This is a genomic window from Kribbella sp. NPDC048837, from assembly GCF_055586945.1.
On the sequence record NZ_JBVJHF010000005.1, the window covers coordinates 1 to 12,502 of the forward strand.

The following is a 12,502-nucleotide window of genomic DNA, read 5'->3' on the forward strand; positions in this document are numbered from 1 at the left end:
AGATCACTCGAAGGATCACCCGATGACCGCGTTCACGTTCCCCGCGACGCGCCCACCGGGATCTCGTCGTACACCACTCTGCTGGACGCAACTGGCGGATTACAGTGCCTGCTGGGGATTCGAGGCTGTATGCGTTGCAGGTCTGAGGGAGAGCTGACCGCTGAAGCGTGCTTGGCGCCGTAGCCCGCTCTCGCCATGACAGCTGGATCACCACGGTCTTCGTTGCCGCTTTCCATCGCAGGAGGCTCACACATCAGGAGACGGCGGGGCGCGGTGGTGGTCGATCGCGTGGCCGCGCGCACCGCCGGGCGGTCGTCCGGATGACGCGGGCGATACCCCGCAGATCGTCGCGCGGCAGCCAGCTACACCTGGCGACAGCCAGCAAGGTCCGGCGGTAGCCGGCAAGGATGCACCGGCGATGAGCCGGGGGAGCACGCGTGGGGCCGGACCACGCGCGTTGCCTGAGTGTGCCCGGGATGGGATTCGAACCCGTATGCCTTGCGGCTGCGAGGCTTAAGTTCGACCTGGGGCTGTTCGGGGCGATCCGTGGACGGTCATCTCGTCTTGGTTGCGCGGCAATGCACGTCTCCCGAACGCGACTGAACTGGACCGAACTGCAACCGGCACTGCAACCGAGACGGTTGAGGTACCCGGCCGACTACCTGGCATCCCTCGGCGTCGCTGCAGCCCTGAACACCTGCTATCGGTGGTGGTCGGTTTGCGATCCGGCCACAGACCGTCGCTTCATAACGAACGAGGTCAGCTCCCTCGCCCTCGGGGCGGGTTCCCCGTACGGTCTGCGTCGTGAAGGAAAAGCTGCTGGTTCTCCTGGGTGGAGTGGTCCTCGCGGTTGCGGTAGGAGGAATTGCTGTGGTGGGGGATGGGCCTCCGATTCTCGCGTGTGCAGCGACCGTGGCCTTCGTCGCGCTGGGGTACGTGCTACGGCCCCGCGGACTGGCTCTGTTCATCGTGCGACGACGGCGGAAGCCGCTCGGAGTGGTAGGGGCCGCGGCCTTATTCGCCTTTCTGGGTGTCTGGTTGGTATGGGCGAGCACGGTTGCACTCGACGCCACCGATTCCTATACGCGCTTCGCGGGCTGGGTAGTGCTGGCTTGGTTCACCACTCTGGGGGCGAGCTCCGTGTCAGCACTGCGTTGCGCAGAGAGTCTGAAGGCCAGCCCGGCCGAGTAACCGCTTCTCTGACGCCTCCATGGCAGCAAGATTCAAGTTCGATCGGGCCATGTCTCGGCATGGTTCGAACAACGGTCGCCCTGTGGTCGCCGCGTCCGTGTGAACGCAGACGTCGCGGAGAGACCTGCAACTACGGCCAGAGGCTGACTACTTCCATGCCATGGTCGCCAGTCAGCCGAGCCAGCAAGACTGAAACCCGTCGATCGTCAATGAACCAAGGGGCTTCCGAGGAACGAGTTCGGACGAGATGCCGCGAGTTGATGGGCGTTGAAACGGGTGTGCGTCTCCCAAATCTCTCCCAACCGGCACCTCGGACGGTCATTCCCAGACGAGCGCGCCTCGTTGCAAACTCTTGCAACCGTTTCGAGCTCCTTGCCAACTGTTCTCGCCCGACAGCGCGACCGTTGCCCGTTCGTCGGCAAGGTGCCGCCTTCAGCGGGGGTTGGTGAGTTCTCGGGGAACGGTGCAGCTGATGCCAACGTCGTTCATGCGCTCGGTGATCGGCCGGCCTTCGGCGGTCGGGATGACGAACGGTGTGGGTCGATTCGAGCCGAGGTTGCGTGCGTATCGTGCTCGCTGGTCGATGAGTGTCTGCCAGTCCTCGAGCCAGCTGGGCGTTGGGCGGTCGTTGTCCAGGCGGTCGGATCCCAGAAGACGGATGGTGCGGATCATCGCGGCTACCGCGTCGTTCTGCTCCTCGATGGCACGGGCTTTGGTGGCATTGGTTGCACTAAGCGGAGGGGCGGCTTGTTGCACGGCCTGTGTCATGGTCGAGCAAGCGGATTCTGTCGTACTGACGACTTGTGGATCATCGATCAGTTCGGGCCGGTCGTGATTGATGTAGAGCCAGAGGCCGATCAGCGAGGCGACAAGAAATGCCCCGAGGACTGCTGCGACGGGGATCATGACCAGGGCCAGGACCCATCGCTGCCGACGTGTTCTTCTGCGCCTGGTTGGCTCGGGTGGCATCGGGAGCTGCCTCATGTCATCCGTCACGGATGCCATCGTGCCCGCACGCAGGCCAAGCTGCCACGACCCCAGCCGCAGGTTGACGGTTACGTGTCGAGGCGTGCGGTCAGTACTCCGCATCGGCCCCGATAGCTGCGCCCTTAGGTTCGGGTCGGTTACGTGTCAAGGGTCGGAGATCGCGGGGCGACGCCGGAGGCGCCCCTTGACGCGTGCCGGACCGGACCCCACTTCCAACGCTTGCTGTCGGGGCGATACGGAGCCCCAGCCATGTCGGCAGTCGGCAGGCGGCTTGAGCCACCGGCGTCGGTAGCCGGCCAATTGATGCCCACGGGTGTCGTTCGTTGATGACGAGATTTCGTTGTCTCCGGGCGGCACCGTTGTCGCCTGCGCGCCAAGCCAAGGGACCCGCCGGGAGCGCAGCGAAGCGGAGTGGAAGGCGGCACGGCCCGTCCTTCGGTGGTGGCGCGCTTTTCGGGCCCTGGAGGGGCCCGTCTTGAAGACGTAGAGAAAGTTGTCAGGGAACGGCTCCGGCAGGCTCCGGCCCCGTCGATTGGTGCACGACACTCGTCCGCCGGCAGTGGCTGGCCGGCCGATCTGGGTCTGACGTGCCCACAGGGTGGTCGGTGTTGCCGTATCTCACCGCGGGGGGCTCACGCATCAGGAGACGGCGCGGTGCGGGGGGTGTCGATCGCGCGGCAGCGGGGCGGCCCCGGGCGGCAGTCCGGAAGACGCGGGCGATAGCCCGCAGAACGTCGGCGTCAGCCGGCCACACCCGGCGTTAGCCGGCAAGGTCCGGCGGTAGCCGGCAAGGGATGTACCGGCGATGAGCTGGGGGTGGGTGGGAGCGGGTGTAGCGGGTGCGTTGAGGAGCGGAGCGACGAGGAGAGCGCCCGCGGAGCACGCGTGGGCCGGACCAGCGCGCGTTGCCTGAGTGTGCCCGGGACGGGATTCGAACCCGTATGCCTGTGAGGGCCGCGAGGTTTAAGCTCGCTGCGTCTGCCGTTCCGCCACCCGGGCTGCACGGCGAGGACTGAGACTACAACTTACTTGTAGACCTTGCGGGGGTAGACGGCGTGGGCGCCGGCGACGCGGTCGAGGAAGAGGTTGCCGTTGCAGTGGTCGATCTCGTGCTGGAGGGCGCGGGCTTCGAAGGCGTCGGTGGTGATGGTGAGTTCGTCCGTCGTACCGGGGAGGACGCCGGTGACGGTGAGGCGGGTGGCGCGTTTGACGTCGCCGGTGAAGTCGGGGACGGACATGCAGCCTTCGCGGCCCTTCTCCTGGCGGGTCGCCTCGACGACGACCGCGTTGCAGAGGACGAAGACGCCGTGGCAGGTGCGGGTCTTCGGGTGATCGGTGACGTCGAGCGAGAACATCTGCGCCGCCACGCCGACCTGCGGCGCCGCGAGCCCGACGCAGCCGGGGGACACCCGCATGGTCGCGACCAGGTCGGCGGCGAGCTGGATCATGGCCGGGTCGAGCGGATCCACCGTCGCGCCTTCGGTCGCGAGGACGGGGTGCGGTGCGTGGAGGACCTTCAGAACCTCGCCGGCAACCCCTAGCTGCGAAGGATCCCAGCCGGTCAGCACGGTCACAGGTCGTCGCTCTCGGCCGGCCGCAAGGTGACGCCGACGCCGAGCTCCTCGGCAGTGATCTCCAGGGCGCGGGAGAGCATCGACAGCTCGGCGGACGGCGGCAGCTCGACCTCCGCGGTCAGTACGTACAGCTCCCCGCTGAGCCGTGTGGTCAGGTCCGTGATCGTCCCGCCGGCCGCCGCGATCATCCGGGTCACCGCCGCCACGATCCCGGGCCGGTCCGCGCCGTGCACGCTCAGCATGTACGGCGGTCCGATCGGCGCGTGCTCGTGCTCCGGGCCGACCTGCCGCACCGTGATGACCAGCTCGCCACGCAGCGGCTCGAGCGCCGACTTCACCTCGTCGAACGGCCCCGAGCACACGATCATCATCGCGAAATGACCGCGCAGCAGCGTCATCGTGGAGTCTTCGAGGTTGACGCCGGTCCCGGCCAGGGCCTCGGTGACGTCCGCGATGATGCCCGGGCGGTCCGGGCCGATGACGGTGACAGCGAGCTGACTCATGCCCGGCAACCTACCGTTGACCTAAGTAGCTCAAGAAAACGACTTCGGTATCCGGACAGCCCCGAACCCTCCGGAGAGCGCTTACGCACCGCTACATTCGGAGACATGACCGCGTCCACGAACCGCCGCAGTACGCGCGACTGGATCGTGGACAGCATCACCTTCGTCCTGGCCGTCCTGCTCGGCCTGTACACGTACAGCGAGGGCGAGCACGACCCCGTCAACGACACATTGCTCGCGCTGGACCTCCTGTCGGGGATGGCGCTCTGCCTCACGCTCTGGTTCCGCCGCCGCTGGCCGGTGCAGCTGGCGCTCGTCGCGGCCGTGGTCTCGATCTACTCCGAGGCGGCCAGCGGCGCAACGCTGCTGCTGATCATGACGGTGGCGATCAACAAACCCTGGCGTACGTCGCTGCTGATCTTCGTCGCGAACTCCGTCAGCCTGGTCATGTACTTCCAGGTCAGGCAGAAGGACGACCAGCAGGCGCTCGCGGTCGCCGCGGTCGCGATCTACATCGCGGTGGCCGGCTGGGGCTTCTACATCCGCTCGCGCCGGCAGCTCCTGCAGACCCTGCGCGACCGCGCCGACCGGGCCGAGACCGTCGCCAAGCTGGAGGCCGAGCAGGCGCAGATGCGGGCCCGCGAGGAGATCGCCCGCGAGATGCACGACGTCCTCGGGCATCGGCTGTCGCTGCTGAGCGTGCACGCGGGCGCGCTCGCCTATCGACCGGACGCGTCCACCGAGGAGGTCTCCGGGGCCGCCGAGATCATCCGGGCCAGCGCGCACCAGGCTCTGCAGGATCTGCGCGAGGTGATCGGCGTACTGCGGGCTCCGGTCGGTGAACTCCCGCAGCCGACGTTCGCCGACCTGCCGCAGCTGGTCGAGGGCTCTCGCACGGCGGGCTTCCCGGTCGATCTCACGCTCGATGCTCCCGGCCCACTGCCGGACCACGTCGGGCGTACGGCGTACCGGATCGTTCAGGAAGGGCTCACCAACGCGATGAAGCACGCCCCGGGTGAGCAGGTGACGATCAGCGTGACCGGTGCCCCAGGCAACGGTCTGGAAGTCGAGGTGCGCAACCAGGCGCCGAACCGCAGACGGGGAGACGGGCAGGGTTTGAAAGGACTCGCCGAGCGCGCAGCCCTGGTGGAGGGGCGGGTGGAACACGGCCGCACCCCCGACGGCGAGTTCCGGCTGTTCGCCTGGTTACCGTGGCCCGCATGACCATTCGGGTACTCATCGTCGACGACGATCCGCTGCTGCGCGCCGGGCTGAAGATGATGCTCGCGGGCGCTCCCGACATCCGGGTGGTCGGCGAGGCCGGTGACGGCAGCGGCGTACAGGGCTTGATCGACCGGCTCGCCCCGGACGTGATCCTGATGGACATCCGCATGCCCGGCACCGACGGCCTGACCGCGACAGAAGCGGTACGGCGTCGCCCGGGCGCGCCCGAGGTCGTCATCCTCACCACCTTCGACGCCGACGAACACGTACTGCGCGCCCTCCGCGCCGGCGCGGCCGGTTTCGTCCTCAAGGACACCCCGCCCGTCGAGATCGTCGAATCGGTACGCCGGGTGGCCGGCGGGCAACCCGTACTCTCGCCGGCCGTCACCAAACGCCTGATCACCCGCGTCGCCGCCTCCGGCCACGACGACCGCAAGGCCAAGGCGGTCGCCCGGCTCCAGGGCCTGAACGACCGCGAGCGCGAGATCGCCGTCGCGGTCGGCGAGGGTAAGTCGAACGCGGAGATCAGCGCGACGCTCTACCTCAGTGTCCCGACCGTGAAGACGCACGTCTCCCGCATCCTCACGAAACTCGACTTGAACAACCGCGTCCAAATCGCTTTGCTCGTGCACGACGCGGGTCTCCTGCACTAGCCATCCCGCCGGAGCTACGACTAGGAGCGGCGCCCGCAGAGTGGGCACCGCTCCTGTCGACCACTGGTCAGGACTGCGTCGCCCGGCGGAACTCTTCGTTCGGAGTCTGCAGACTGCCAAGGCTGGTCACCTCGCGGCGGAAGAACAGCGCGAGCGTCCAGTCCAGGATCACGCGGGCCTTCCGGTTGAAGGTGGGGACGCGGGACACGTGGTACGTCCGGTGCAGGAACCAGGCCAGCCAGCCCTTCACCTTCACGCCGTACAGCTGGGCGACGCCCTTGTGCAGGCCGAGGCTCGCGACCGAGCCGACGTACTTGTGCTTGTAGTCCTGCGGCAGCTGACCGTCGACCACCCGAAGGATGTTCGCTGCGAGCTGGCGCGCCTGGCGGACCGCGTGCTGGGCGTTCGGAGCGCAGTAGGCGCCGGTCTCGCTCGTGAGGTCGGGAACGGCGGCGTTGTCACCGGCGGTCCAGGCGTCGGTGACACCCTCGATCCGCAGGTTCGCGAGCGTCTTGACGCGGCCCTTCTCGTCCAGCGGGAAGTCGGTCGCCGCGAGCGCCGGGTTCGCCTTCACGCCGGCGGTCCAGACGATCGTGTCGGCGTCGAACTCCTCGCCGTCGCTGAGGATCACGTGGCCCTTCTCGCAGGACTCCAGCCGGGTCTCCAGCCGGATGTCCATGTTCCGCTTGCGCAGCTGGTCCACGGTGTACTTGCCGAGATCCGGGCCGACCTCGGGCAGGATCCGGTCGGTGGCCTCGACCAGCACCCAGCGCATGTCCTCGGGCTTGATGTTGTCGTAGTACCGGGTGGCGTAGCGGGCCATGTCCTCGAGCTCGGCGAACGCCTCGACACCGGCGTACCCACCGCCGATGAAGACGAAGGTCAGCGCGGACTTGCGCAGCGCCGGGTCGGGCTGCGACGACGCGACGTCCAGCCGGTCCAGCACCTTGTTGCGCAGGGCGATCGCCTCTTCGACGTTCTTGAACCCGGTGGCCTCCTCGGCCAGGCCGGGGATCGGCAGCGTCCGGGCGATCGAGCCGAGCGCGACCACGATCTGGTCGTAGGCCAACTCGTACTCCGGGCCTTCCTCGGGCATCACCTTCGCGACCTTGTTCGCATGGTCGATCCCGGTCACCCGGCCGGTCACCACCCGGCAGCCTTTGAGGGTCTTGCGCAGCGGCACCACCACGTGCCGCGGTTCCACCGAGCCGGCCGCGGCCTCGGGCAGGAACGGCTGGTAGGTCATCACCGAACGCGGGTCGACCACGGTCACCCGGATCCGGCCCTTGCGAGCCGCGCGGCGCAGGCCGTACGCGGTGTACATCCCGACGTAACCGCCTCCGACGACGAGGATGTGCGGCACCTGGGCTGTCATGCGTTTCACTCTCCCTGAGTGGGTCCTCGACTTCATGTTCACTTCAACATTAAAGGCTCGTGAAAAATTTCACAAACCCTCTCAGGAGGGATCTCACCCACCGAACACTCCCCCGCCCGAGGGACCACCATCCCCTCATGGTGCGGCCCGGAACACCCTCCCGCCAGCACTGGCCCGCACCGTCATGGAACCGCAAGCCGCCCGCTCTGTTCAGCGTCTCCAAGCTCATCCCGCGAGGGTGAAGCCCGGGATTGTCCGGTCGGGTGAGACTCGCGGCATGACGCCTCCACGTGACGCCAGCGCCGCCGTCCGCGACCAGCACCGGGCTGCCCTGTCGACCTTGCCGATGTCCGATACCGCTGACTTCGAGGCGACCTCCCGGGGTCTGATCGCCGAGCTCAGCCCGGGCGTCGTACGGGCCGCGAGTGGCGAGGTCCTGTGGGACAACGACTCGTACGCATTCCTGTCCGGAGACGCCCCGGACTCGGTGCACCCGAGCTTGTGGCGGCAGTCGCAGCTGGTCGCGCGGCAAGGGCTCTTCGAGGTGGTCGAGGGCATCTACCAGGTCCGCGGCTTCGACCTGTCGAACATCACGTTCGTGGAGGGCGACACCGGTCTGATCGTCATCGATCCGCTGATCTCGTCCGAGACGGCTGCCGCCGCGCTCGCCATGTACCGCGAGCATCGTGGCGACCGGCCCGTCCACACGGTTGTCTACACCCACTCGCACATCGACCACTTCGGTGGCGTGAAGGGCGTGGTCTCGCAGGAGGAGGTGACCAGCGGCCGGGTGCGGATCCTCGCGCCGGAAGGGTTCACCGAGCACGCCGTCTCCGAGAACGTCTACGCCGGAACCGCGATGGCCCGGCGGGCCGGCTACATGTACGGCGCGGCGCTGGCTCGCGGCCCCCGCGGGCAGGTCGGCGCCGGGCTCGGCCAGACCACCTCGACCGGAACGATCACGCTGATCGCGCCGACCGAGTTCATCTCCACCACCGGCCAGGAGGAGACGATCGACGGGATCCGGATGGTGTTCCAGATGGCGCCCGACACCGAGGCGCCCGCGGAGATGCTGATCTACTTCCCCGACCACAAGGCACTGTGCGCCGCCGAGGACGCCACCCACACCCTGCACAACCTCCTCACCCTGCGAGGTGCGGTCGTCCGCGACCCGCACGGCTGGGCGGGCTATCTCACCGAGACCATCGATCTGTTCGGTGCGGATCTCGACGTCGTGTTCGCCTCACATCACTGGCCCACCTGGGGCAACGAGCAGGCCGTCGGCTACCTCGTGCTCCAACGCGATCTGTACGCCTACCTGCACGACCAGACCATGCGGATGCTGAACAAGGGACTGACCGGTGCGGAGATCGCCGAGCGGATCCAGCTCCCGCCCGCCCTCGAGAACGCCTGGCACACCCGGGGCTACTACGGCTCGGTGAGCCACAACGTGAAGGCGATCTATCAGCGCTACATCGGCTGGTTCGACGGCAACCCGGCCAAGCTGTGGCCACACCCACCCGTGGAAGCCGCCACCCGGTACGTCGAGTTCATGGGCGGAGCCGACGCCGTCGTGTCGAAGGCCCAGTCGTACTTCGATCGCGGTGACTTCCGCTGGGTCGCGGAGGTCCTCAACCACGTCGTCTTCGCGCAGCCGGACCACGCCGCCGCCCGCACCATGCTCGCCGACACCTACGAGCAGCTCGGCTACGGCTGCGAGAACGGCACCTGGCGCAACTTCTACCTCTCCGGTGCGACCGAGTTGCGCGAGGGCTCCTTCGGGACGCCGGCCCAGACCGCCTCAGGCGACATCCTCGGCCAGCTCAGCCCGGCGATGCTGTTCGACGCCCTCGCGATCCAGATCGACGGACCCCGGGCGTGGGACGAGACGTTCGCCATCGACATCGCGTTCGACGACGTCGACGAACGCTACCGGCTGCGCCTCTCCAACGGTGCTCTCACCTACAGCTCGGCGCCACAACGCGGAGACGCCGACGTGACCCTCAGCCTGCCTCGAGCCTCGCTGACGGCCCTGGCCCAGCAAACGACCGACCCCGCAGAACTGGCCGCCGCCGGCATCAAGATCACCGGCGACGCCAAGGTCCTCGCCCGGCTCTTCAGCCTCCTCGACCCCGGCGATCCGAACTTCACCATCGTCACCCCCGACTAGCTTCGCCCGGGCAGGCGGTAGACGGAGACGTGGGAGGGGGAGTCGGCGGTGAATTCCGTGCCGGTCCAGTCGGCGTGGCGGGATTCGAGGGTCAGGCCGGCGAGTTGGGCCATGAGGTCCAGTTCGGGTGGCCAGATGTAGCGGTGGGGGGTTCGGAAGAGTTGGGCCGCGGTGCCTTCGCCGAAGTGGAAGTGGTGGGAGGTGACGTGCTGGTTCAGGACGTCGTACGTGTCCAGGAGGATGTAGCCCGGGTCGGCGACGCCGACGGTGGCGGGGGTGCCGGGTGGGAGGCGGCGGAGTTCGGGGACCCAGAGTTCGACGACGAAGCGGCCGCCGGGGGAGAGGTGGCGGGCCGCGTTCCGGAAGCAGGCGACCTGTTCCTCCTGGGTCAGCAGGTTCGAGATCGTGTTGAAGACCAGGTAGACGAGGGAGAACTCGCCGGGAACGCGCACCGCGGACATGTCGCCGACGGCGACCGGGATCGTGGCCGCGTCGGCCTTCGTGCGGAGCTGGCCGAGCATCGCGGTGGACATCTCGATCCCGCTGACCGGTACGCCGCGTTCGGCCAGCGGTACGGCGATCCGCCCGGTGCCGATCGCGAATTCGAGCGCCCGCCCCTCGCCGGCCAGGTCCGCGAGCCGATCGACCGTCGGCCCGAGCACCTCCGCGGCGAACATCCCGGCTCCCGGGGTGTCGTACCGGCCGGCGGTCTCGGCGTTCCAGATCTCGTTCTGCCGCGCCGCGGCCGGGGCCAGCCAGCGGAGCTTGTCCTCGCCGTCGTCCCCGCCGATCCGCCGGAACCCGAGGCGGTCGTAGAGCCGCCGCGCGTCCGGATTGTTCCGCTCCACCCCGAGCTCCAGCGGTACCCCGGTCCGCGCGGCCTCGGACTGCAGTTCCGCGATGATCGCCGTACCGATCCCGCGGTTCTGGACCGAAGGCCGGAGCTGGATCCCGTTGAGCTCGAGCGCTTCCGCGGCCCGGCTGACCCGCAGTCGCCCGGCCGGCAGTCCGTCGACCTCGACGACGCTCAGGTCGGTGGATGCGTCCTCGATCGACTCGCGCGTCCACTCGGCGAACGATGCCCGCCACGCGGGCTCGTCGGTGTCGGCGGGCAGGCGGCCCTGCGCACGAGTCGCTTCGAAAACGACATCGGTGAGAACGTCGACGTCGTCGAGGACGGCCTGCCGGATCCGGTACGGGTCTGCCATGACTGATCAACCTAGGCAGCTGCGCCGGGATCGGCCACAGCTTTTACTCGCCGACCACGCCGTCGGTGGATTCCCGGAGGAGGTCGAGATGGCCGAGATGACGGGCCGTTTCCTCGATCATGTGGGCCAGCGCGTAGCGAAGGGTGAACGTCATACCGTCCGAGCGGGCGCGGTCGTCGAGGGACGCGGCCGCAGCGATCTCGCGCGAGCGGGCGCATTCAGCCCGGTACGACTCCAGCACGCCGTCGACCGTGTCGCCGGGAGCGATCGGGAACCCGCCGTGTGGATCCTCCTCGGTCCACGGCCACTCCACGTCCAGCCCGGCGAAGTCGATCGCGAACCAGAACCGCTCCACCGCGGTCAGGTGCTTGACGATGCCCGCCGGTGTCAAAGCGGACGGGTCGACCGGGCGGGCGAAGGCCTGATCCTCGGTCAGGCCGGTGAGCTTGAGCTCGATGGTCGAGCGGAGAAAGTCGAGCAGGCCGGTGAGCGTACCGCGTTCGCCGGCGTCCTCGGCGGGGCGGATTCGGGCGATCTCGGGCATTCGATCACGGTAGGCCCGATAGACCTCTGTGAGAAATGTTGATTGCCGGGGTCCGGTGAGGATCAATAGAAGAGTGGAGACCTACCGCAATCCGGTGCTGGCGGGTTCGTTGCTCGTGCCCCCGGCCGTGTGTGCGCTGCTGACGCCGTTCCGCGACAACTTCGACAATGCGAACGCCGCCCTGCTGCTGGTGGTCGTGATCGTCGGGGTCGCCGCGTTCGGGATCCGGCTGGCCGGTGTGCTGGCCGCGGTGTCGAGCGCGGTCTGGTTCGACTTCTTCCTGACCGTGCCCTACAACACGTTCACGATCAACAGCAGTGACGACGTCGAGCTGACCGTCCTGCTGGTGCTGATCGGGGCCGCGGTCACGGAGATCGCGATCTGGGGCCGGAGGCAACAAGCCAAGGCGTCCCGGCATCGCGGCTACCTGGACGGGGTGATCACCACCTCGCAGGCGGTCGCGGCCGGTGGGTCGACCGACGACCTGATCGAGCAGGTCCGCGCCGAGCTCACCGCCGTCCTGGGGATCGACGGGACGAAGTTCGTTGCCGGGGACAAGCAGACCCGGGCGCCGCGGCTGAACGCGGACGGCTCCGTGACCCGCGGCAGCCAGGTGCTCAAGGTCGAACGCGACGGTCTGCCGACGAACTCCGAGATCGAGCTGGCCGTCCAGCACGCCGGCGAGACCCGCGGCCGCTTCCTGCTCACCGCCGCCGCCCGGATCGCCCGGCCCGACCTCGAGCAGCGCCTCGTGGCCGTCGCCCTGGCCGACCAGGTCGGCGCCGCCCTCTCCACCCACGAAGCCCTGCACCCGCACCTCTGACAACCATCACCCCCGATCCGGCCTGCGGGAGCTCTACGTCCTGGGTGGCCGCCGGTCCCGGCGTCGTGCCTGCCCATACAGGCACGACGCCGCCAGACCGAGAGATTCCGTCCGCCGGAAACGCCCGTACGACGTACTCGCATCGGGAAGCGATTGGGTTGTGCAACCGCTTTCTCTGGAGGGGTTTCGGTTGGGGAACATCGGCTTGATTCTCAGATGTTGTTAAGGGTGGGACCGTAGTATCTCGATA

The 12,502-nt window shown here is 68.1% G+C and carries 11 protein-coding genes and 1 tRNA gene; 5 read left to right on the forward strand and 7 right to left on the reverse strand.

What is annotated here, in order from left to right; translation table 11 throughout:
- The first annotated feature begins 804 nt into the window (after window positions 1–804).
- Window positions 805–1,191, forward strand: a complete 387-nt coding sequence (locus tag ACZ6O0_RS23375) for a hypothetical protein (RefSeq protein WP_465767076.1) — start codon at window positions 805–807, stop codon at window positions 1,189–1,191.
- 432 nt (window positions 1,192–1,623) lie between these two features.
- On the opposite strand, the gene ACZ6O0_RS23380 is transcribed toward ACZ6O0_RS23375, so the two are convergent.
- From ACZ6O0_RS23380 to ACZ6O0_RS23395, 4 genes are all read right to left on the reverse strand, one after another.
- Window positions 1,624–2,187: a hypothetical protein gene (locus ACZ6O0_RS23380; RefSeq protein ID WP_465767077.1), complete on the reverse strand. Its 564-nt coding sequence runs from the start codon at window positions 2,185–2,187 to the stop codon at window positions 1,624–1,626.
- Window positions 2,188–3,094: 907 nt separating this feature from the next.
- Window positions 3,095–3,177 (reverse strand) — tRNA-Leu (locus ACZ6O0_RS23385).
- Between the two features lie 26 nt (window positions 3,178–3,203).
- A complete protein-coding gene (gene def / locus ACZ6O0_RS23390; protein ID WP_465767078.1) occupies window positions 3,204–3,752 on the reverse strand; it encodes a peptide deformylase in 549 nt (182 codons plus the stop codon).
- Window positions 3,749–4,255, reverse strand: coding sequence for a glycine cleavage system transcriptional repressor (locus ACZ6O0_RS23395; protein ID WP_465767079.1), 507 nt, complete (start codon window positions 4,253–4,255; stop codon window positions 3,749–3,751). Before ACZ6O0_RS23395 ends, def begins: the two co-directional genes overlap by 4 nt.
- A 105-nt stretch (window positions 4,256–4,360) precedes the next feature.
- Between ACZ6O0_RS23395 and ACZ6O0_RS23400 the strand changes: the two genes are divergently transcribed.
- Both ACZ6O0_RS23400 and ACZ6O0_RS23405 read left to right on the forward strand, forming a co-directional pair.
- Entirely contained in the window at window positions 4,361–5,479 is a 1,119-nt protein-coding gene (locus ACZ6O0_RS23400) for a sensor histidine kinase (RefSeq protein ID WP_465767080.1), read from the forward strand.
- Window positions 5,476–6,132: a response regulator gene (locus ACZ6O0_RS23405; protein ID WP_465767081.1), complete on the forward strand. Its 657-nt coding sequence runs from the start codon at window positions 5,476–5,478 to the stop codon at window positions 6,130–6,132. Before ACZ6O0_RS23400 ends, ACZ6O0_RS23405 begins: the two co-directional genes overlap by 4 nt.
- A gap of 67 nt (window positions 6,133–6,199) precedes the next feature.
- On the opposite strand, the gene ACZ6O0_RS23410 is transcribed toward ACZ6O0_RS23405, so the two are convergent.
- Window positions 6,200–7,507 carry an NAD(P)/FAD-dependent oxidoreductase gene (locus ACZ6O0_RS23410; protein WP_465767082.1) on the reverse strand — a complete coding sequence of 436 codons (1,308 nt, stop codon included), beginning with the start codon at window positions 7,505–7,507 and terminating at the stop codon, window positions 6,200–6,202.
- A 277-nt stretch (window positions 7,508–7,784) separates the two neighbouring features.
- Here ACZ6O0_RS23410 and ACZ6O0_RS23415 point away from each other — a divergent pair, with 277 nt between their 5' ends.
- Window positions 7,785–9,677, forward strand: coding sequence for an alkyl/aryl-sulfatase (locus ACZ6O0_RS23415; RefSeq protein ID WP_465767083.1), 1,893 nt, complete (start codon window positions 7,785–7,787; stop codon window positions 9,675–9,677).
- Here the strand turns inward: ACZ6O0_RS23415 and ACZ6O0_RS23420 are convergent.
- The gene (locus tag ACZ6O0_RS23420; RefSeq protein ID WP_465767084.1) at window positions 9,674–10,885 is read right to left on the reverse strand and encodes a GNAT family N-acetyltransferase; all 1,212 of its coding nucleotides are present in this window, start codon (window positions 10,883–10,885) and stop codon (window positions 9,674–9,676) included. The two genes, ACZ6O0_RS23415 and ACZ6O0_RS23420, sit on opposite strands and share 4 nt — an antisense overlap.
- Before the next feature lie 43 nt (window positions 10,886–10,928).
- Window positions 10,929–11,429 (reverse strand): DinB family protein, encoded by a 501-nt coding sequence (locus tag ACZ6O0_RS23425; protein ID WP_465767085.1) that lies wholly within the window; start codon window positions 11,427–11,429, stop codon window positions 10,929–10,931.
- Window positions 11,430–11,502: 73 nt separating this feature from the next.
- Here ACZ6O0_RS23425 and ACZ6O0_RS23430 point away from each other — a divergent pair, with 73 nt between their 5' ends.
- On the forward strand, window positions 11,503–12,252 hold the full coding sequence (locus ACZ6O0_RS23430) for a DUF4118 domain-containing protein (protein ID WP_465767086.1): 750 nt from the start codon (window positions 11,503–11,505) through the stop codon (window positions 12,250–12,252).
- Window positions 12,253–12,502: the final 250 nt, after the last annotated feature.